The following is a 19,250-nucleotide window of genomic DNA, read 5'->3' on the forward strand; positions in this document are numbered from 1 at the left end:
CATGAGCAGAGAGACATCAGGCGCAAACGCGCGCAAGTCGCGCTGGTGGCAGTGGTTCAGCGGCAGCGTGGCCGATGATGCCAAGGAGCCGGGTACCGACGCGGCGCCCGCCTCCGGCACGCGCGAGATGACAGCGCGCGAAGTGTGGCTACCGGCCAAGCGTCGCATGATCAGCAAGATCGCCGATTTCCTGATCGATCATGATCTCGAAGTCCTGCCGAGCACGCTGACAGTCGCTTACGAATGCGTCACGGGCGGCGCGCCGCGCCTTGCTCAGCAGATCCTCGAACGCACCGAGAAAGGTCTGCCGATCACGCTTGGCTGGATCGAGGATCAGCGCAGCGAATCAACGCACGACAAGAACGGCGAAGCGCTGGCGGTGCTGATGGGACGCCTGGAAGACAGCCTCGACGAATTCAGCAAGACCACCAGTGGCGCCCGCAATGCCACGAGCGAATACAGCAGCGCGCTTCGGCAACATGTCGATGAGCTCGAAGGCGTCGGCCGCGCCGGGGTCGTCATCACCGAACTCGCCGCGCTGACCCGCGCGATGATGGAGCGCAGCATCGCCATGGAAAGCGAGCTCGCCTGCAGCGAACGCCGCGGCCAAGTGCTGCAGACCTCGCTCGAAGAGACACGGCGCGTCGCCGATATGGATCACCTCACCGGCCTCCCCAATCGCCGTGCCTTCGATCACATGCTCGAACGCGAGATGCGCGATGCGCGCGATGCCGGGGAATCGCTGTGCGTCGCGTTTGTCGATATCGACCATTTCAAACGCGTGAATGATACGCACGGCCATCCCGCCGGCGACCGCGTGCTCAAGCTCGTTGGCGAAACGCTCAACCGCATTGCCGATGCGCGCTGCTTTGTTGCGCGCCATGGCGGTGAGGAATTTGCCGTCATCTGGCGCAATCACACGGTCGAGAAGGCGTGGAAAAAGCTCGATTCCGCGAGGGAGGAAATCGCCGACCGGCGCCTCGTCAACCGCGCCAACGATACACCGTTCGGCAAGATCACCTTCTCGGGCGGGATCGCCGACGCCTTCGCCTATCCGGACAAGAGCGCCGCGCTGAAGGCTGCGGACGAAGCGCTCTATCTCGCCAAGCAATCAGGCCGCAACCGCATCTTCACGGCCGGCGAGAGCCCGGATCCGCAGGCAAAGGCGGCTTGAGCAGGAAGATGACATAGCCGGCAAAGCGCCGATCGCGCGCCAGCGCTGCGGGAGGCGTCCACTCGCCGCCCTCCACCAGCGCGATCTTGTGGCGCAGCGGCAGCGTGTCGATCCGGCGGAACCACGCGGCATAGCCGGGGATCGTCGTGCGGCCTTGGTAGGTCTGGATCACCACTTCATCGACCAGACCCGCCAGGCGCGCCAGTTCCGCCGGATCGCCGTTCGCGCTCCAGTCGAGCAGGCCAGTGATCGAAAGCCGGGTGCCCGGCGGCAATTCGCGGCGCACCTGCTCAAGGAACGCGCGGTAGTGGCCCAGCCCCGGTGTCGCCGCATCAAAATCGATCTGCAGCCCTTCCAGCCGGTTTCCCGCCGCCCGCCAGCGTTCCAGCATCGCGCGCACCGCATCCCAGACGGGCGCATTCCAATCGAGCCGCGCGGCCCGCACCGTCAGCCAGACCTTCGCGCGTCGCACGTGCGGCACGCCCGCACGCATGCCGACAAGCCCCGCCGCGCCGCCGCGCCGGATCTCGCCGCCGAGGATGTAGAGTTCCCGCGCATTGGCCACTGCCGGTGGCGGCGGCACCCCGGCCCAGAGGAAAAACTGATCGTGGCGGGCTGGATCAACCGGCTGCGGTGCCTCAGCACGCTGACAGGCCCCCAGTACCAGCGCCGCAAGCAGCGCCGCCCCGCCAAGTCTCACCAATAGTACTTCAGCTTCTGCGCCCACGAGCTCTTCGGGAACTCGCGCTTCAGCCGGTCGTACCAGCCCTTGCGCTGCGCGATCGGCACATCCTCCCCGCCGCAGCTGTTGTAGCCCGAGGGGCTGTAGCAATTGACCGCGCGGTAAAGCGCGTAGGCGCGATCATCCGGCGCGCTGCGCGGATCGGCGATCACTGCGGCGTAAATCGCGCCGCGCGCCAGCGGCTTGCCGGGATATTCGTTCGCCGCCCCGCCCAGCGCGCCGCGCGAAGGCGGCGTATCGAGCAGGCTGAAACCGTCGAAGCCATTCAGCCGCCAGAACTCGCCCAGACACAGCCGCGCGTGCACGTCCTGCGGATTGGCGGCCAGCGCGGCGACAGTCCCCTGCAGGGCGGGACAGGCGAAGCCGGCCTGCGCGGTGCGGCCCTTCGCAAACAGCCCCAGTGGCGTGGCCGAACCGGGCGCAAAGCCCCACAGCCCGTCCGTCGGGGCATCACCGCGCGCCAGCGGCTGGTTGGTCCGAAAACCGGCATAGTCCCCCCGGCTCAGCTGCTTGTAGAGCAGCGTGAACAGCGCCGCGTCGCGCTCGGTCTGCCCGCGCTCGACATCGAGCGCCACCCGGCGCAGCAGCCCCGGCCCTGCCGAATGCATCAGCAGGATCTCGCGCACCATGCGGTCGGTGATCGGCGACCCCGGAGCAAAGACCTGCGCGAGCTTGCCGTGGCGCTCCCAGTTCATCGCCAGGCCCAGCTCGACCGTGGGCCGCTGCCACAATGCTTTCGCCCCGCCGAGCAGTTCCAGCCAGAAACCGGCCTCGTTCGGGTCACCCTTCGCCGCCAGCGCCTGCCCGCGCAGCACCTGCCGGCTGAAGGCAAGCGGCGTATAGGAGGGCCGCTTCGCATCATCCGGAATGAGCTGGAGCACGCGCGCATAGTCCTTGGCGACGTAGTACGCGTGGTTGGCCTGCAGGAAGCCATAAAGCTGCGGTGCGCGCAGGAAGCTCGCCTGCTGGCTGGCCAGCGCGTCAGCCCCAAGCGGCGTTTCCGCGCCCGACGAATAGCGATCATCCGGATCGGCAACGCGCATGGCCTTCAGGTCCGCTGCCGCCAGCAGCAGCAACCCACCGCCCAGCGGATTGGGGTTGTCGCTGTTGGAGAGGTACTTGCCGTCCACCTCGTTGATCAGGTCGACCAGCGGCTCGCCCTCCTTCGGCGCCTCGGCCAGAACGCTTTCATAGCGCTGGCCCAGCGCGGCAAAATCGCCGGACAGCCACATCGCGCGCCGCTCCAGCCCGCGTGCAGAGGCGGCATAGCGGCCCTTGGGATAGGCCTTGAGATAGTCCGCCAGCGCTGCTCGCCCGCGCTGCGCGGCCGCTTTGTCGACCGCCTTCAGGCCTTCGAAATAACCGTACTCGCCCATGCTGTGCAGCAGTGCCTCGCCCAGCCATGCGCGGGCGACCATGTAGCGCGCGGTCTCGGCCACCCACGGATCCGGCGCACCGACAAGCGCCGCATAGCCGCTGGCCGCTTCGCTGTAGCGCGTCGCATGGAATGCGTCTGAAGCTGCCAGATAGCCGAGGAAGGCCTTGCCCGGCGCACTGCTGACCGCAACGCCGGGCAGCACGGCCGGCAGCGAGGAGTCGGCGCAGCGTGCAACCAGCTGCGTTCTCGCCGTGCTCAGCGCGGTTCGGTCGCTTCCCGGCAAGGCCCGGTTCGCCGCAAGCGCCTCGTTGAATTCGGGCGATGCGGCGCGGAACGCTGGACAAGGACCATCGATGACGTTCGCCGGCGGTTCGGCCTGCGGATCGAGCGCAGGCACCCATGTCCGCGTCAACATGCCCCAATCAAGGAACATGTGGCCGAAGCCTTCCTCGTCGTATTCCGGCTTGGGATAGTCGCCGCCGCCCGTCACCGCGCCGGTCAGGCCCAGCCCGGCCGAATCGCGCAGCATGGCCAGCAGGTTGACGCGGCTGTCATTCCCCGGCGCGATCACGACCCGGTTGTGGCAGGCCTGCGCCCCGCCAAACAGCGACCACGTGGGATCGCAGCCCACATCGGCACAGGCCAGCGCCGCGCCCGATGAGGCGAGCAATCCCGCCATGGCCACGCTTCTGGTCAGCCTCAGCCGCATCGTCGTCTCTCCCCGCTTCACATGCCCGCTCATGGTTCCCTGCCGCCCGCGCCAAGGCAAGAAAAAAGGGCCCGCGTTGCCGCGAGCCCTCCTTTCATCTGGCCTAAAGCCGGAGCGATCAATCGTCCGACTTGAGGAACGCCGGGATATGGTCCCCGCCGCCCTCGCCGCCGCCACGCGGACCACGATCGCGACCGCCGCCGCCATCACGGCGCGGGCCACGATCACCACGCGGGCCACCGGGACCACGACGGTCGCCGCGATCACCACGGTCGCTGCGCTCGGGGCGCGGTTCACGCGGCGGGCGGGTATCTTCGAGCTCGGCGCCGGTCTCCTGATCGACGACGCGCATGGACAGGCGAACCTTGCCGCGCGGATCGATCTCGAGCACCTTGACCTTCACGGCCTGGCCTTCCTTGACCACATCGGTGGGCTTCTCGACCCGCTCGTTGCGCATCTCGGAAACGTGGACGAGGCCGTCCTTGCCGCCCATGAAGTTCACGAACGCGCCGAAATCGACGATGTTCACGACCTTGCCATCATAGACCTTGCCGACTTCGGCTTCTTCCACGATGCCGAGGATCCACTTCTTCGCGGCCTCGATCTGGTTGATATCGGACGAGCTGATCTTGATCAGGCCTTCGTCGTCGATATCGACCTTGGCGCCCGTCTCAGCGACGATCTCGCGGATCACCTTGCCGCCGGTGCCGATGACTTCCCGGATCTTCGACTTGTCGATCTGGATCGTCTCGATACGCGGAGCATGGGCCGAAAGCTCGGTACGCGCCGAACCCAGCGCCTTGGTCATCTCGTTCAGGATGTGCGCGCGGCCTTCGCTGGCCTGATGCAGCGCCTTGGCCATGATCTCGCGCGTGATGCCCGCGATCTTGATGTCCATCTGCATCGTGGTGATGCCCGCGCTGGTTCCGGCCACCTTGAAGTCCATGTCGCCGAGGTGATCCTCGTCGCCAAGAATGTCCGAAAGGACGGCGAACTCGTCGCCTTCAAGGATCAGACCCATCGCGATGCCCGAAACCGGACGTTCGATCGGAACGCCCGCGTCCATCATCGAGAGGCAGCCGCCGCAAACCGTCGCCATCGAGGACGAGCCGTTGGACTCGGTGATGTCCGAGAGAACGCGGATCGTGTAGGGGAACTCGTCCTTGGTCGGCAGCACCGGGTGCAGCGCGCGCCATGCCAGCTTGCCATGGCCCACTTCGCGGCGGCCCGGAGCGCCGAAACGGCCAACTTCGCCAACCGAATAGGGCGGGAAGTTGTAGTGCAGCATGAAGCGCTGATACGACAGGCCGTCGAGGCCGTCGATCATCTGCTCGGCGTCCTTGGTGCCCAGCGTGGTGGTGCAGATCGCCTGCGTTTCACCGCGCGTGAAGAGCGAGGAACCGTGCGTGCGCGGCAGGAACCCGACGATCGATTCGATCGGACGGACCTGCGTGGTGGTGCGCCCGTCGATGCGCGTGCCATCCTTGAGGATGGCGCCGCGCACGATGTCGGCCTCGACCTTCTTCATGGTCTTCATCGCGACCATCTGGGTCTGCGGACCTTCCGCGGCAAAGGCTTCCTTGGCCTTGGCGCGCGCTTCGTTCAGCGCATTCGAACGCGCCGACTTGTCGGTGAGCTTGTAGGCAGCGGCCACATCGGCGCCGACGAGCGCCTTGAGCTTGGCTTTGATGTCCGCCGTGTTGTCGGTGAGGTCGATTTCCCAAGGATCCTTGGCGGCCTTCTCGGCCAGATCGATGATCGCGCCGACGACCTTGCGGATCTCGTCATGCGCAAACATGACCGCGCCGAGCATTTCGTCCTCGGTGAGTTCCTTGGCTTCGGATTCGACCATCATCACGGCCGCATCGGTGGCGGCGACGACGAGATCGAGGCGGCCGGTCGCAACTTCGCTCAGCGAAGGGTTGAGCTGGTACTCGCCGTCCTTGAAGCCGACGCGGGCAGCCGCGATCGGGCCCATGAAGGGCACGCCCGAGATGGTGAGCGCTGCCGAGGCGGCGATCATCGCAACCACATCAGGCTCAGTCTCGCCGTCATAGCTCAGCACCTGGGCGATGACGTTGATCTCGTTGTAGAAACCCTCGGGGAACAGCGGACGCACCGGGCGATCGATCAGGCGGGAAACCAGCGTTTCCTTTTCCGTCGCGCCGCGCTCACGCTTGAAGAAGCCGCCCGGGATGCGCCCGGCGGACGAGAACTTTTCCTGATAGTGCACGGTCAGCGGGAAGAAGTCCTGGCCTTCCTTGACCTTCTTGGCGGCGGTCACCGCGCAAAGCACAACCGTTTCACCATAGGTGGCGAGGACCGCGCCGTCAGCCTGACGGGCAATGCGGCCGGTTTCCAGAGTGAGGGTCTTGCCGCCCCACTCCAGCGATACTGTCTTGACGTCGAACATGCGTTTTCCTTCGAGCCCGCGCACCAAATTGCGCACGGGGTTTGCTGCCGGGTGTGCCGTCCCGGTCCGGTGCGGGGCCTGTTTGCGGCCCCCGGATTGCCCGCCTGCCGAATTGCAAAGCGGGTGCCAGATGCAAAAAGCGGCCCACGTGGGGGCCGCTTTCCGCTTGGTTACTTGCGCAGACCGAGCTTCTGGATGAGGGCATTGTAGCGCGCCACATCCTTCTTCTTGAGATAGTCCAGCAGCGAGCGCCGCTTGTTGACCATCATCAGCAGCCCGCGGCGCGAATGGTTGTCCTTGTGGTGAGCCTTGAAGTGCTCGGTCAGGGTCTGGATGCGGCTGGTCAGGATCGCGACCTGGACTTCGGGCGAACCCGTGTCGTTGGTGCCGCGTGCGTTGCCCGCAATGACTTCCTGCTTCTTTTCTGCGCTAATCGACATGTACTTACTCCGCGACATCGGGAAGATTGAACCCCCGCGCGACGGTCAGGACGGAGCCTGAAAGCTCGACCAAGGCCACCGGCACATTGCCGCTGCGCACCCAGTAAAGCCCGTCGTTATGGGGCAGCCCGTCAAGAACGCGGCCCTGGCGGACCGCTCTTGCCTGCTCGGGCGAAAGGTCAAGAGCCGGGATGTCGACCAGCCCTGCCTCCAGCGGCAAGAGTATGTGTTCAAGGGGTGCGCCCTTACCCACCTCGTTCAATTTGTCCAGCGAAATCGCTTGAGCGAGGTCGAACGGACCGGCGCGCAGGCGGCGCAGCATGGTGACATGGCCGACCGCGCCAAGCGCATGCGCGATATCGCGCGCAAGGCTGCGGATATAAGTGCCCTTGGAAACATGGGCGATGAGGGTGGTCTCACCCTCGCCCGCAGCGCCGATCTCAAGGCTATGCACCGTCACCGCGCGGCTCTTCAGTTCAACCGCCTCCCCTGCCCGCGCGAGGTCGTAAGCCCGCTCGCCATCCACCTTGATCGCGGAATAGGCCGGCGGCACCTGCTCGATAGGCCCTGTAAAGCGCGGCAGCAACGCCTCGATGTCCGGCCGCAGCGGCCGCACATCGCTCGCCGCGATGACCTTGCCTTCGAGATCGAGCGTATCGGTCTCCTCGCCGAAGCGCAGCGTGAAGGCATAGACCTTGCTCGCATCCAGCATCCGCCCACACAGCTTGGTCCCCTCGCCCACCGCAATCGGCAGCACGCCGGTGGCCAGCGGATCAAGCGTACCGCCATGGCCAACCTTGACCTTGCCGTAGCCTGCCTGCCGCAAGTTGCGCTTCACCGCCGCCACAGCCTGCGTCGAACCAAGCTCCAAGGGCTTGTCGAGAATGATCCAGCCGTTTGTCATGGTCGTCTCACGCCAGCGGCAGACTGACTGCCCAACTGGCCAGATCAAGATAGTGCCCCAGCAGCCATAGCACCGGTGGAAACACCAGTCGGTCGACCAGATGCAGCCCTGGCACCAGCCAGGGCAACACGATGAACACGAGCATGAACAGCGGGATGCCCACTGGCTCGATCCGGTCGAGCACGCGTACTCCTGCATCGGGCAGCGCGCCACGCAGGATGCGCGAGCCGTCGAAGGGCGGCAGCGGCAGCAGATTGAACAGCGCGAGGAACAGATTGACCGTGAGGAATGCCATGCTCATCTGCGCGAAGAACTCGAGCACACCCGGCAGCGCAACTTCTCCCGCGGTCCAGGCGGCAATGTCCATCCCCGTTCCACCCCCCGCCTTGAACAGCGCGGTAAAGGCCAATGCGGCCGGCATCGCCATGATGAGATTGATCCCGGGCCCTGCCGCAGCGACCAGCGCCATGTCGCGCTTGGGGCGGCGCAAGCGGGCATAGCTGATCGGCACCGGCTTGGCCCAGCCGAACACCGGAAGCCCCAGCAGCTTGAGCGCGGCGGGCAGGATCACCGTGCCGAAGGGATCGACATGGCGCAGCGGATTGAGGCTCAGGCGCCCCTGCTCGTGCGCAGTGGGATCGCCCAGCAGCCGGGCGACCCAGCCATGCGCCACTTCGTGAAACACGATGGCAAAGACGATCGGCGGCACCAGCGCCGCCGCCAGATAGAGCGTATCGCTCATCGTCCAGCCGCCAGCCAGTCGTCCAGCAGCAGCCCATAGATCACCGTATCGCGCACGCGGCCCGTCCAGGTCTTGCGCTCGCGGCGCATCACGCCTTCCTCCACCGCGCCAAGCTTGCGCACAGCAGCGCGGCTGCGCGTGTTGATCACGTCGACCTTGAACACCACCCGCTCAAGACCGCAGGCAAACGCATGATCGATCATCAGGCGCTTGAGCCGCCGGTTGAAGCCGGTGCTGCGCAGTGCGGGCACGATGAAGCTGTTGCCGATCTCGATCGACCAGCCCGGATCGCCGAATGCGATCCACGCCGTCATGCCGACCACGGTGCCTTCCATCAGAACGGCATAGACACAGCGCCCCGGCGGGCTGGCGAGCAGGCTATCGAACTGCGGATCGAAATGCTCACCCACGTAGCAGAAGGGATAGATTTCCCAGATCTCGCTGTCCTGGGCGCAAGCCGCGCGCAAGGCCTCGCGGTGCGCCTCGCGCAGCGGTTCGATGCGCAAGTTGCCTTCCTCCAACGGGATGTAGAGTTCGCCGCCGCTCATGGTACGAAGACCTGAAGCGGGATGTGCCGGAAAGGGAGGCTTGCCATAACCTTGCTCACATAGGCATTGCGCGGCGAATGCCAAGCGCTGGCAGACGCCGCGGGTCGGCAAATTCGCGGCGAGCGTACCTGCTGGCACGTCGGTTATTGCCTCGTCACGCTGCGTTAACCCCACGTCTGCTTCAAGGATCGCCATGCACCGCCTGCTTCCCCGCTTGCTGCCAAGACTGCTCATCGCACTCACCGCGGTGATGGCGATGCTTCAGCCAGCGCAAGGCGCCGCCGGCGATCTGCGCTATGTGATCGACCGCAGCGCCAGCCATGTCGATGCCAAGGTCGCCTTCTTCGGGATTGCCTCGAAGACCGCGAAATTCCCCGACATGTCTGGCACCTTCAACCTCTCCTTCGCCGATCTCGAAGCGCTGGACATGGTCGTCGATATCGACGCGCGCACGCTTACCACCGGAGATTCGCAGACAAAGACGCTGCAAGGGAAAAGCTTCTTCGATGTCGCGCACCATCCCACGGTGCGCTTCGTCGGGCGGCGGCTGAAGATGACGGGCGAGAAGACCGCCGAGGTCGAAGGCGACATTACCGCGCGCGGGATCACCCGGCCGATCAAGCTCGCCGTGACGTTCTCGGTCCCACCCTTCTCCACCGGCGGCACGCAGCCGATCTCGATCGTCGGCACCGGCGTGATCGATCGCCGCCAGTTCGGGATGACGGCCTTTCCGTGGATTATCGGCTCGATGGTGAACGTGACGATCCGTGCGCGGATGGTGCCGGGTTAATCTTCTGAAGCCAGATCCCGTTGCACTTTGGGATCGGCGAGCAGCTTGTCGATATGGCCCGCCACATCGAAGCTCTCATCTGCCAGAAACTTCATCTTCGCCGCGTATTTCAGCCGCAGACGCTGGGCCACTTCCTTCTGGAAGAACGCCGTGTTGGTGCGCAGCGCCTTCAGCACGGCCTCCTCGTTCGCCCCTAGCAGCGGCTTGATATAGGCCGTCGCGTGGCGCAAATCGGGCGACATGCGCACTTCCGTCACCGAGACCGAATGCGCGGTGAGCACCTCGTCATGCACTTCCTGCCGCATCAGCAGTTCGGAAAGGATGTGGCGCACCTGTTCGCCCACCTTGAGCAGGCGGACCGAGCGGGTTTCCGGGGATGCGGGCTGCTTTGCCATGTATTCTGATCCTTCAGCCCATCTTCGCCAGTATTCGGGCGAGCGAGCGTACATTGCGCGCCGTGCCGCGCCGACCGAGCCGCCGTTCAAGAAACGCGCCCGTCATCCGGCTGGCCGAAACGCCTTCGACAAAATCAATATAGAGCGCGCGCGGGCCAAGTGCGAGCCTTTCGGGACCACGCGCCGTCTGATCTTCCACCAGCACGCGGAACTGCGCCGGATCGGCCTCGCCATCGAGGAACATGGTGTGGACGTTGGCGTCCGCGCCTTGCCCGGTGAACGGATTGTCCTCGATGCTGCTGCGGATTTCCTCCACGCTGCGCACCGCGACAATGCTGCGCATGTCGAACTTGGCGCGCACGAGACGCTCCAGCATTTCCTCAAGCCCCGCCGTCGGCCGCTCGTCATGATCAAACAGCACATTGCCGCTAGCCACCACCGTCTCGATGTTGGCGAGCCCCTCGCCCTCGAACGCCGCGCGCAGTTCCGCCATCGTCAAGCGATTGCCGCCGACATTGATCGAACCGAGCAGAGCGACGTAGCGGGGCATCACACGTGTGTCACAAAGATGTAGGCGAGGAAAAGGACCGGCGACCCGAACAGGATCGCCAGTCCAATGCAGCCAAAAACCTTCAACTTCCGATCAGGTTCATAGGCCACGTGCTCAACTCCTACAGCGTGCGCACGCGCTCCTCGACCTCGAAGACTTCAAGCTGGTCGCCCGGCTTCACGTCGTTCGTATCGGCCAGCACCACACCGCACTCGAGGCCCGCGCGCACTTCGGGCACGTCGTCCTTGAAGCGGCGCAGCGAGTGGATGAGCGTCTGCGAGATAATGACATCGTTGCGCGTAAGGCGCGCGTTGATGCCCTTGCGGATGAAGCCCTCGACCACGAGCAGACCCGCAGCCTTGTCGCGCTTGCCGGCGGGGAACACTTCCTTGACCTCGGCGCGGCCGACCACGGTCTCGATCCGCTCCGGCCCGAGCTGGCCGGCCATTTCGAGGCGGATGTCGTCGGTGAGCTGATAGATCACGTCAAAGTACTTCATGCGCACCTTGAAGCGTTCGACCAGTTCGCGTGCCTTTGCGTTGGGGCGCACGTTGAAGCCGATGATCGGCGCGCCGCTCGCCTGCGCGAGGTTGACGTCGCTTTCGGTGATCGCGCCCACGCCCGAGGCGAGGATGCGGACCTTGATCTCGTCGGTCGAGATGCGATTGAGCGCATTGACGATCGCTTCGGTCGAGCCTTGCACGTCGGCCTTGATGACCACGGGGTACTCGATGACCGCCTGCTTGGCGGCGAGCGCGGAGAACATGTTCTCCAGGCTTGTCGGAGCCTGCGCGGTGCGCTTGGCGGTCGCGCGTTCCTGGCGATAGGCCGCAACCTCGCGGGCACGCGCCTCGTTCTCCACCACCGTCAAGGTATCGCCTGCCATCGGCACGCCGCCGAGGCCAAGCACCTCGACCGGCAGCGAAGGCGGCGCTTCCTTGATCTGGCGGCCCTTGTCGTCAAGCATCGCGCGGACGCGGCCCGATTGGGTGCCGACCACCAGAATGTCACCGACCTTGAGCGTGCCGCGATTGACCAGCACAGTCGCGAGCGGACCCTTGCCCTTGTCGAGCTTGGCTTCGATCACGGTCGCTTCGGCAGCGCGGTCCGGATTGGCGCGCAGTTCGAGCAGTTCGGCCTGAATCAGGATCTTCTCGATCAGCTCGTCCATGCCCTGCCCGGTCTTGGCCGAAACCTCGACGTCCTGCACATCGCCCGACATTTCCTCGACCACGATCTCGTGCTCAAGCAGACGTTCACGGATCTTCTGCGGGTTGGCCTCGTGCTTGTCGGCCTTGGTGATCGCCACGATCATGGGCACGCCGGCCGCCTTGGTGTGGTTGATCGCCTCGATCGTCTGCGGCATCAGCCCGTCGTCTGCTGCGACCACCAGAATGACGATGTCCGTCACGTTGGCACCGCGCATGCGCATTTCGGTGAAGGCTTCGTGGCCCGGGGTATCGAGGAAGGTGATGTGATCACCGGCCTTGGTCTTGATCTGGTAGGCGCCGATATGCTGCGTGATGCCGCCCGCTTCGCCGCGCACCACGTCGGTGCCGCGCAACGCATCGAGCAGGCTGGTCTTGCCATGGTCGACATGGCCCATGATCGTCACCACCGGCGGACGCGGCTGCAGCGTTTCTTCGAAATCGACGTCGGCCGCGCTGTCGATATCGACATCCGATTCCGATACGCGCTTGATGTTATGGCCGAATTCGGTGACGAGCAGCTCGGCGGTGTCCTGATCGATGGTCTGGTTGATGGTGACCATCATGCCCATCTTGAACAGTGCCTTGACCAGATCCGCGGCCTTTTCGGCCATGCGGTTGCCCAGTTCCTGCACCGTGATCGCCTCGGGCACCACGACATCGCGGACCTGCTTCTCGCGCGGCTGCGATTGCCCGGCAAAGTGCGCGCGCTTTTCCTTCTCGCGCGCCCGCTTGAGCGCAGCGAGGCTGCGGGCGCGGGCGCCCTCGTCCTCGTTCAGCGCGCGGGTAACGGTGAGCTTGCCGGCCTGGCGGCGGTCGCCCGCACCCTTGTCACGCGGGGCATGCGCCGGCTTCTTCGCCGCCGGCTCAGGCCGCTTGGGCGCAACCACGGGGGTGAAACGGCGCGGCGCGGGCTGCGCAGGTTCGGCAGCAGCAGCAGCGGGTGCTTCGGCTTCGGCTGGCGCAGCCGGGGCCGCGACAGGCGCCTCGACCGGAGCGGGAGCCGGAGCCGGGGCAGCAGGGGCCTCGGCAACCGGGGCTTCGACCGGGGCAGCGACCGGCGCTTCGGCGGGAGCCGCAGCTTCAGCCTCACCGGCCTTGCGTGCTTCGGCGGCGCGGCGCGCTTCCTCGAGCGCGCGCAGGCGCTCTTCCTGTTCGCGGCGGTTCGCGGCTTCAAGCGCCTGCTGGCGGGCTTCCTCGGCCTCGCGCAGCAGCCGGGTCTGCATTTCCTGGCGCGTCTCGAGCGAGGCGGCACGCGGCGGGGGCGGAGGTGCAGGCGCGCGGACGGGCTGCGGCGCAGGTGCGGCGGGCGCGGCAACGGGCGCCTCGGCCGGTGCGCTGGCAGCAGCCACTTCACCCGGGGTGCGCGGCATCAGCTTGCGCCGCTTGACCTCGACGACGACCTTGTTGGTCCGCCCATGGCTGAAGGTCTGCTTGACCTCGCCGGCCTCAACCGAAGTCTTCAGGCCAAGCGGCCTGCGGCCGAGCGTCGGCTTCTTGTCATCGCTCATCGAAACTATATACCCTTCGTATCAATATCTTCGCACGCTGCCGAAGCAACGTCCGCCGTGTCTTGTTCAGACCCTAGAAAGTGCAGCAGGCGCCGCAGCGGCACCGCGACCCGCTGCGCCGCAGCGGCATCGACCAGCGCCAGGTGAACCACGTTGTCGCGGCCCAATGCCACAGACAGCGCTGCCCGGTCCAGCGGCAAGATGATGCCTTTGAGGCCGGTTCCTTCCGCTTCTTCGCCCACGCGCCAGGCCTGGGCCAGCTTGTTCGGACCGTCGGTTCCGGCATCGCTGGCATGGGCCAGCCATTTCACCGCACCGGCCCGTGCGCCTTGCGCGATCTTCTCGGTGCCAAGCAGCATGTTGCCCGCCCGCAGCTCGATGCCGAGGCGATCGGTCAGCGCGCGGGTGAGCGCAGCGCGGGTCCGCTCGGGGAGATCGGCCGGAATGGAAAGCGACGCACCCTTGAAGGCCCGCGCCAGCGCGCCGCGCAGCTTGCCATTGGCAATGGCGGTCGCAAGCTCGGCCTCGCCCACCCCGATCCACGCGCCCCGCCCTGGCGCACGCGCCAAGGCATCGGGAAGCACATCTCCGGTGGGTGAAATCGCCAGCCGCACAAGCTCGCCGCGCGCATCATGGCGCCCGGTCAGAACGCATTTCCGCTCCGGCTGGGCCTCCTTTGCGGAAGTCCCGGCCGGCTTGCTGCCAATCCTGTCGGAGCTCAGCGTGTCATTGTGAGGATTCCGCATGGGCGGCCTCCTCATTTGCCGGCTCGTCTTCGAACCAGTGCGCACGCGCAGCCATGATGATCTCGTTGCCCTGCTCTTCCGAGAGGCCGTACTCGCCGAGCACGCCGCCCTTGTCCTCGCTGCGCTCGCTGCGTTCGCGGTCGCGGCGGGTCTCGTTCGGGTTGTTGTTGCGGCGGCGCTGTTCGCCCCCGCGCTTCTTGGCAATGAGTTCGTCGGTGGCGAGATCGGCGAGATCGTCGAGCGTCTTGATGCCCGCCTTGCCGAGCGTGACCAGCATGGCTTCGGTCAGGTGCGGCAGCTCGGCCAGATCGTCCTCGACGCCAAGGCCGCGGCGCTCCTCGCGCTGCGCTTCCTCGCGGCGCTCCAGCGCCTCGAGCGCACGGCTCTGAAGTTCCTGACCGAGCTCCTCGTCGAAGCCTTCGATCGCGGCGAGTTCGGCGATGTCGATATAGGCGACTTCCTCAAGCTCGCTGAAGCCTTCGGCGACCAGCAACTGCGAAAGCGTCTCGTCCACATCGAGCTCTTCCTCGAACATCTTCGAGCGCTCGGCGAATTCCTTCTGGCGCTTCTCCGAAGCTTCCGCCTCGGTCATGATGTCGATGGCCGAACCCGTCAGCGACGAGGCCAGACGGACGTTCTGGCCGCGCCGACCGATGGCGAGGCTGAGCTGATCATCAGGCACGACGACCTCGATGCGGCTCTCTTCCTCGTCGATCACCACGCGGCTCACGGTCGCAGGCTGCAGCGCGTTCACCACGAACGTCGCGGTATCCTCGCTCCAAGGGATGATGTCAATCTTCTCGCCCTGCAGTTCCTGCACGACGGCCTGCACGCGGCTGCCCTTCATGCCGACGCAGGCGCCAACGGGGTCGATGCTCGAATCGCGGCTGATCACGCCGATCTTGGCGCGGCTGCCCGGATCGCGGGCGGCGGCCTTGATCTCGATGATGCCATCGTAGATTTCGGGCACTTCCTGCGCGAAGAGCTTCTTCATGAATTCAGGATGCGCGCGGCTCAGGAAGATCTGCGGACCGCGGTTCTGGCGCTCCACCTTCATGATCCAGGCGCGGACGCGCTCGCCCACGCGCGGCACTTCGCGCGGGATCTGCTGGTCGCGGCGGATCACACCCTCGGCGCGGCCGAGGTTGACGATCACGTGGCCGAACTCGACCGACTTGATGACGCCGGTGATCACTTCGCCCGCGCGGTCCTTGAACTCTTCGTACTGGCGATCGCGCTCGGCATCGCGGACCTTCTGGAAGATCACCTGCTTGGCAGACTGCGCATCGATGCGGCCCAGCTCAACCGCCGGCAGCGGATCGACCAGGAAATCGCCGACCTTCGCGCCGGGCTGGAGCTTGTCAGCTGCCTTAAGATCGATCTGCTTGAAGTAGTCCTCGACCTCTTCGACCACTTCGACGACGCGCCACAGGCGCAGATCGCCGGTGCGGGGATCGAGCTTGGCGCGGATGTCGTTCTCGGCACCATAGCGGTTGCGCGCGGACTTCTGGATCGCTTCTTCCATCGCCTCAATGACGATGGATTTGTCGATCATCTTCTCGGTCGCGACAGAGTTCGCGATCGCGAGCAGCTCGGCGCGGTTGGCGGAAATCGCACTGGCCATGGCTTAGTCTTCCTGTTCCTCAACGATGTCATCCACGCCGCTGGTATCCAGCGGCCGCGATGCGGCGATCAGCTTATCGGTCAGGATAAGCTTGGCATTGGCGACGAGATCGAATGGCACGTTGTATACCACGCCATCGTCCTCGATCGAAATCATCTGTGCAGCGGAATCGAAGCCGGCAAGATCACCCCGGAAACGCTTGCGGCCCTCCAGCAGCTCCGCCAACTCGATCCGCGCTTCGTGACCGGTCCAGGCGGCAAAGTCCTTTGCGCGGGTCAACGGGCGGTCGATCCCTGGCGAACTGACCTCGAGCCGGTAGGCCTCTTCGATCAGCACATCACCCGCTTCCTCCAGCGCATCGATGCGGTCGGACATGCGGCGCGAAAGCGCGGCGCAGTCGTCGATCACCAGCTGGCCGGTCTCGGGCCGCTCGGCCATGATCTGGAGCGTGTGCTCTTCATCACCGATCTCGCCGCCCTTGAAATAACGCACGCGCACGAGATCGAAGCCGAGGCTGGCAGCCTCTTCTCTGGCGATCTCGGTAATCCGTGCGATATCGTTCATGCGTGCTCCTGGGGCCCAGCGCAGCAAAGGCAGCGGGTCTGGTGCCGGCCCCTTTCGGCGCCAGCCCGGACTTTGCCTTCACAATGTCGGGATGAATTTGCCCTAGGCGCACGTCCCGAAAAAGGCAAGCGCCAAGATTGTGCGGCAGGACGCCCCTGAAAGTCGGTGAAATTTCCCATACTTTGGCATGACGATAAGCAGAACCAGTTAGCCGAGAATCCAGAAACCGCGCATTTCCGCCATTTCTCGCATTTGGCACGGCCTATGCAAAGCTCCTAGCATACGCCGGACAGACTGGACGGCGCCACACTCGGACCAAAGAAGGGAACCACCACATGACCACCATCCGCAACTTCACCGCCCCGATCTTCAGCGCTGCTGCCGCGATCGCTCTCTCCTTCGCTCTCGTCAGCGGCACGGTGACCAGCCCGGTCCAGAGCCCGCTGCACACCGCCACCGTCAGCTCGGTGTACGCAGCATGAGCGACCTGCGCTTCGAGGACCACGCAGTCCGCTCGTCCGCCCCTCGCGGGTTTCACCTCAACAAGCAGCGCGGCAAGATCATGGGCGTCAGCGCCGGGATTGCCGACTACTTCGGGATCGATGCCACGCTGGTGCGCGTCGCCTGGTTGATCGGCACGCTGGTCGGCTTCGGCTCGCTGATCCTGATCTACCTGGCCATCGGCCTGATCGCAGATTGAGCCGCCCCAGTAGCATCCCCCCAGCCTCCCCATTTGCACGTCGTGCAAGTGGGGATCGGCTGTTTGATCAGGCCGGGCGTCATGGCCTCCATCCGCGTTGGCCCTCCAAGCGCGCCGTGGTTAGCACTAGGGAAACCTGAAAAGCGTTTGAATTCATGACCTGACAATTTTCATTCGCGCTGATGGTTATCTTGCAGCAGAATTGCTATCCAATATCGGACTCCCGTAGAGTCGAACTTCATGGTTTCGATTGCATCCGCTGGAGGTAACCTCGCATGGCCGTTCAAGATCTGGTCGCTCCCTTTTCTCAGGTCGGTGTCATGGCGGGCTCCGCCAATGCCGCTGCCACGCAGGGCGCTTGCCACAATTTCTCGCTGCAATGGATCGCCGCGATGTATGCCGATTCCACGCCTGCCAATGCTGCCAAGCGGATGACCGCTCTGAGCAAGGGCAAAGGCGGTGCGGCAATGGTCACCCAGACGATTTTCGGCAATGAATGGACCCGCCAAAGCGCAGAGGCCGCCGATAAAGGCGTGGCAGCCTGGCGCGGCCTGCAATTTGTCGAGGATGTCGTCCCATACGAAGGCTATACGCAGGCACAGTTCCTTGATGGCCTCAACACCACCAGCATTGCCGGGGTGATCTACAGTTTCTGGTTTTCAGGCTCGGTGGTGGGCGCTTCGGGAGGGGCACATACGATCGCCTTCTTTCGCAAGATGAAGACCGGTCGCCTCGGCAAGGCTGACAACCAGATTTACTCCTTCGACCCCAATTTCGGCGAATGCCTCTCGGTAGAAGGCGCGATGGGCAGCTGGATCACCACCTTGCTCGCCAATTATGGCCCGTGCCAGCATCACTGGATGCGCGCCTTCTCGAAGATCTGAGCGCGCCCGCTGCCGGTGCTTTCACGGCACCGGTGGCGACACCAGCCCGAACTGGCGCAGCACCACGGCCTGCGCCAGCATCACCACCAGCCAGTATCCACAATCGATCAGCGCCGTGCGGCCAGAAAGCGCCCGCATGCGGTAGGACGCGGCAAGGCTCGGCACCACGAAGCCCAGCCAAATGACCACCGCGCTGCCGATCGTCATCGTCCACACGCTGCCCTTGGGTGGCGCGAGGATCAGTGCACCGGCCAGAATCGCGCAGAGCCAAGCCTCGGCGAGGAATGCCGTCACCAGCGTCCCTGCCCAACCCGGTCCAAGGATCCGCCGCCGATCCACCGCGATCTGATAGAGCGTCCCCAGTACCAACCCCATGATGGTCGCCGCCAGGATCGCCCCGCCATTGAGGACGATGTAGATCATCAGGCGTCTTCGGCGCTCGCAAAGGGCGAGAAGCTGATGTCGGTATCGAACACGTCGACACCTTCGTGCTGCTTGAGGAAGCCGACCACTGCGTAAGTCACCGGCGTCAACACGATCTCCCAGATCACCTTGAGCGCCCAGTTGGTGAACATCACGTGGATCACGTCCGCCGTCTGCCACGTACCGAGGAAAGCGATCGGATAGAACAGCGCGCTATCTACCGCCTGCCCGAAGATCGTCGAGCCCCAGGTGCGGGTGAACAGGTACTTGCCCCCGGTCCACACCTTCATCCGCGCCAGCACGAAGGAATTGACGAACTCGCCCGCCCAGAACGCCGTGACCGAGGCGATCACGATGCGCCAGGTGCTGCCGAACACCGAATCATAGGTCGTCTGGCACACCGCCCCGGCCGAGGTCTTTGCCACGATCTCGGCAAAGCGCGGATCGCCGCTCGATGCGCAGCCCCAGCCTTCCGATGGCGGCATGGCCACCACCACAAAGCTCATGAAGGCCATGAACAGCAGCGCGAAGAAACCCACCCACACGCAGCGCCGTGCGTGGGCATAGCCATAGACCTCGGTCAGCACGTCGCCCAGCACGTAGGACACCGGGAAGAACAGGATCCCCGCGCCAAACGTGTAGCCCCCTACCGTGGTGAGCTTGGCCGCCCCGATCAGGTTCGACAGCAGCAGGATCGCGACGAACGCGGCCATGAGATAATCGAAGAAACGGAAGTGGCGGCGGGCGCCGGCGCTGCCTTCAATGCGTGCGATGCGGTGCTGGTTCATGGTTTGCGTTGCTATCG

The 19,250-nt window shown here is 65.0% G+C and carries 20 protein-coding genes; 5 read left to right on the plus strand and 15 right to left on the minus strand.

Annotated elements, in window-relative coordinates:
• The first annotated feature begins 1 nt into the window (after nt 1).
• A complete protein-coding gene (locus tag ACODS2_RS16400) occupies nt 2-1,174 on the plus strand; it encodes a GGDEF domain-containing protein (RefSeq protein ID WP_488999793.1) in 1,173 nt (390 codons plus the stop codon).
• Here the strand turns inward: ACODS2_RS16400 and ACODS2_RS16405 are convergent.
• From ACODS2_RS16405 to ACODS2_RS16435, 7 genes are all read right to left on the minus strand, one after another.
• Nucleotides 1,131-1,874, minus strand: coding sequence for a DUF3142 domain-containing protein (locus ACODS2_RS16405; protein ID WP_488999794.1), 744 nt, complete (start codon nt 1,872-1,874; stop codon nt 1,131-1,133). The genes ACODS2_RS16400 and ACODS2_RS16405 overlap by 44 nt on opposite strands.
• Complete coding sequence (locus ACODS2_RS16410; RefSeq protein WP_488999795.1) at nt 1,871-4,036, minus strand: PA5441 family protein; 2,166 nt, start codon at nt 4,034-4,036, stop codon at nt 1,871-1,873. The genes ACODS2_RS16405 and ACODS2_RS16410 overlap by 4 nt, the downstream gene beginning before the upstream one ends.
• 85 nt (nt 4,037-4,121) lie before the next feature.
• Nucleotides 4,122-6,416 carry a polyribonucleotide nucleotidyltransferase gene (gene pnp, locus ACODS2_RS16415; protein ID WP_421838523.1) on the minus strand — a complete coding sequence of 765 codons (2,295 nt, stop codon included), beginning with the start codon at nt 6,414-6,416 and terminating at the stop codon, nt 4,122-4,124.
• Nucleotides 6,417-6,586: 170 nt separating this feature from the next.
• Nucleotides 6,587-6,856, minus strand: a complete 270-nt coding sequence (rpsO, locus tag ACODS2_RS16420) for a 30S ribosomal protein S15 (RefSeq protein WP_298174220.1) — start codon at nt 6,854-6,856, stop codon at nt 6,587-6,589.
• Between the two features lie 4 nt (nt 6,857-6,860).
• Nucleotides 6,861-7,760, minus strand: a complete 900-nt coding sequence (gene truB, locus ACODS2_RS16425; protein WP_488999796.1) for a tRNA pseudouridine(55) synthase TruB — start codon at nt 7,758-7,760, stop codon at nt 6,861-6,863.
• A 7-nt stretch (nt 7,761-7,767) separates the two neighbouring features.
• Nucleotides 7,768-8,502, minus strand: coding sequence for a site-2 protease family protein (locus ACODS2_RS16430; RefSeq protein WP_488999797.1), 735 nt, complete (start codon nt 8,500-8,502; stop codon nt 7,768-7,770).
• Entirely contained in the window at nt 8,499-9,050 is a 552-nt protein-coding gene (locus ACODS2_RS16435; protein WP_488999798.1) for a GNAT family N-acetyltransferase, read from the minus strand. The genes ACODS2_RS16430 and ACODS2_RS16435 overlap by 4 nt, the downstream gene beginning before the upstream one ends.
• Nucleotides 9,051-9,300: 250 nt before the next feature.
• Here ACODS2_RS16435 and ACODS2_RS16440 point away from each other — a divergent pair, with 250 nt between their 5' ends.
• Nucleotides 9,301-9,840, plus strand: coding sequence for a YceI family protein (locus ACODS2_RS16440; protein ID WP_488999799.1), 540 nt, complete (start codon nt 9,301-9,303; stop codon nt 9,838-9,840).
• Here ACODS2_RS16440 and rbfA read toward each other — a convergent pair.
• From rbfA to rimP, 6 genes are all read right to left on the minus strand, one after another.
• Nucleotides 9,837-10,235: a 30S ribosome-binding factor RbfA gene (gene rbfA, locus ACODS2_RS16445; protein WP_488999800.1), complete on the minus strand. Its 399-nt coding sequence runs from the start codon at nt 10,233-10,235 to the stop codon at nt 9,837-9,839. The two genes, ACODS2_RS16440 and rbfA, sit on opposite strands and share 4 nt — an antisense overlap.
• A gap of 13 nt (nt 10,236-10,248) precedes the next feature.
• The gene (locus tag ACODS2_RS16450) at nt 10,249-10,785 is read right to left on the minus strand and encodes a DUF1697 domain-containing protein (RefSeq protein WP_488999801.1); all 537 of its coding nucleotides are present in this window, start codon (nt 10,783-10,785) and stop codon (nt 10,249-10,251) included.
• Between the two features lie 121 nt (nt 10,786-10,906).
• The gene (gene infB, locus ACODS2_RS16455) at nt 10,907-13,504 is read right to left on the minus strand and encodes a translation initiation factor IF-2 (protein ID WP_488999802.1); all 2,598 of its coding nucleotides are present in this window, start codon (nt 13,502-13,504) and stop codon (nt 10,907-10,909) included.
• A gap of 5 nt (nt 13,505-13,509) precedes the next feature.
• Nucleotides 13,510-14,250 carry a DUF448 domain-containing protein gene (locus ACODS2_RS16460; RefSeq protein ID WP_488999803.1) on the minus strand — a complete coding sequence of 247 codons (741 nt, stop codon included), beginning with the start codon at nt 14,248-14,250 and terminating at the stop codon, nt 13,510-13,512.
• Entirely contained in the window at nt 14,231-15,874 is a 1,644-nt protein-coding gene (gene nusA, locus ACODS2_RS16465) for a transcription termination factor NusA (protein WP_421838531.1), read from the minus strand. The genes ACODS2_RS16460 and nusA overlap by 20 nt, the downstream gene beginning before the upstream one ends.
• A gap of 3 nt (nt 15,875-15,877) precedes the next feature.
• On the minus strand, nt 15,878-16,438 hold the full coding sequence (gene rimP / locus ACODS2_RS16470) for a ribosome maturation protein RimP (RefSeq protein WP_488999804.1): 561 nt from the start codon (nt 16,436-16,438) through the stop codon (nt 15,878-15,880).
• A 335-nt stretch (nt 16,439-16,773) separates the two neighbouring features.
• On the opposite strand from rimP, the gene ACODS2_RS16475 reads away from it, so the two are divergent.
• From ACODS2_RS16475 to ACODS2_RS16485, 3 genes are all read left to right on the plus strand, one after another.
• On the plus strand, nt 16,774-16,920 hold the full coding sequence (locus tag ACODS2_RS16475; protein ID WP_298166406.1) for a hypothetical protein: 147 nt from the start codon (nt 16,774-16,776) through the stop codon (nt 16,918-16,920).
• The gene (locus tag ACODS2_RS16480) at nt 16,917-17,138 is read left to right on the plus strand and encodes a PspC domain-containing protein (RefSeq protein WP_488999805.1); all 222 of its coding nucleotides are present in this window, start codon (nt 16,917-16,919) and stop codon (nt 17,136-17,138) included. The genes ACODS2_RS16475 and ACODS2_RS16480 overlap by 4 nt, the downstream gene beginning before the upstream one ends.
• 275 nt (nt 17,139-17,413) lie before the next feature.
• Nucleotides 17,414-18,022, plus strand: coding sequence for a hypothetical protein (locus tag ACODS2_RS16485; RefSeq protein WP_488999806.1), 609 nt, complete (start codon nt 17,414-17,416; stop codon nt 18,020-18,022).
• 21 nt (nt 18,023-18,043) lie between these two features.
• On the opposite strand, the gene ACODS2_RS16490 is transcribed toward ACODS2_RS16485, so the two are convergent.
• Complete coding sequence (locus tag ACODS2_RS16490) at nt 18,044-18,445, minus strand: DUF1761 domain-containing protein (protein ID WP_488999807.1); 402 nt, start codon at nt 18,443-18,445, stop codon at nt 18,044-18,046.
• Nucleotides 18,445-19,233: a queuosine precursor transporter gene (locus ACODS2_RS16495; protein WP_298166397.1), complete on the minus strand. Its 789-nt coding sequence runs from the start codon at nt 19,231-19,233 to the stop codon at nt 18,445-18,447. Before ACODS2_RS16495 ends, ACODS2_RS16490 begins: the two co-directional genes overlap by 1 nt.
• Nucleotides 19,234-19,250: the final 17 nt, after the last annotated feature.

The sequence above is a fragment of the Novosphingobium sp. FG137 genome (assembly GCF_057809735.1).

Bases quoted from the DNA above. Each gene is read 5' to 3' on its own strand.
- ACODS2_RS16400 (WP_488999793.1), top strand. From the start codon at position 2: ATGAGCAGAGAGACATCAGGCGCAAACGCGCGCAAGTCGCGCTGGTGG.
- ACODS2_RS16410 (WP_488999795.1), bottom strand. From the start codon at position 4,036: ATGAGCGGGCATGTGAAGCGGGGAGAGACGACGATGCGGCTGAGGCTG.
- pnp (WP_421838523.1), bottom strand. From the start codon at position 6,416: ATGTTCGACGTCAAGACAGTATCGCTGGAGTGGGGCGGCAAGACCCTC.
- rpsO (WP_298174220.1), bottom strand. From the start codon at position 6,856: ATGTCGATTAGCGCAGAAAAGAAGCAGGAAGTCATTGCGGGCAACGCA.
- truB (WP_488999796.1), bottom strand. From the start codon at position 7,760: ATGACAAACGGCTGGATCATTCTCGACAAGCCCTTGGAGCTTGGTTCG.
- ACODS2_RS16430 (WP_488999797.1), bottom strand. From the start codon at position 8,502: ATGAGCGATACGCTCTATCTGGCGGCGGCGCTGGTGCCGCCGATCGTC.
- ACODS2_RS16435 (WP_488999798.1), bottom strand. From the start codon at position 9,050: ATGAGCGGCGGCGAACTCTACATCCCGTTGGAGGAAGGCAACTTGCGC.
- ACODS2_RS16440 (WP_488999799.1), top strand. From the start codon at position 9,301: ATGGCGATGCTTCAGCCAGCGCAAGGCGCCGCCGGCGATCTGCGCTAT.
- rbfA (WP_488999800.1), bottom strand. From the start codon at position 10,235: ATGGCAAAGCAGCCCGCATCCCCGGAAACCCGCTCGGTCCGCCTGCTC.
- ACODS2_RS16450 (WP_488999801.1), bottom strand. From the start codon at position 10,785: ATGCCCCGCTACGTCGCTCTGCTCGGTTCGATCAATGTCGGCGGCAAT.
- infB (WP_488999802.1), bottom strand. From the start codon at position 13,504: ATGAGCGATGACAAGAAGCCGACGCTCGGCCGCAGGCCGCTTGGCCTG.
- ACODS2_RS16460 (WP_488999803.1), bottom strand. From the start codon at position 14,250: ATGCGGAATCCTCACAATGACACGCTGAGCTCCGACAGGATTGGCAGC.
- nusA (WP_421838531.1), bottom strand. From the start codon at position 15,874: ATGGCCAGTGCGATTTCCGCCAACCGCGCCGAGCTGCTCGCGATCGCG.
- rimP (WP_488999804.1), bottom strand. From the start codon at position 16,438: ATGAACGATATCGCACGGATTACCGAGATCGCCAGAGAAGAGGCTGCC.
- ACODS2_RS16475 (WP_298166406.1), top strand. From the start codon at position 16,774: ATGACCACCATCCGCAACTTCACCGCCCCGATCTTCAGCGCTGCTGCC.
- ACODS2_RS16480 (WP_488999805.1), top strand. From the start codon at position 16,917: ATGAGCGACCTGCGCTTCGAGGACCACGCAGTCCGCTCGTCCGCCCCT.
- ACODS2_RS16485 (WP_488999806.1), top strand. From the start codon at position 17,414: ATGGCCGTTCAAGATCTGGTCGCTCCCTTTTCTCAGGTCGGTGTCATG.
- ACODS2_RS16490 (WP_488999807.1), bottom strand. From the start codon at position 18,445: ATGATCTACATCGTCCTCAATGGCGGGGCGATCCTGGCGGCGACCATC.
- ACODS2_RS16495 (WP_298166397.1), bottom strand. From the start codon at position 19,233: ATGAACCAGCACCGCATCGCACGCATTGAAGGCAGCGCCGGCGCCCGC.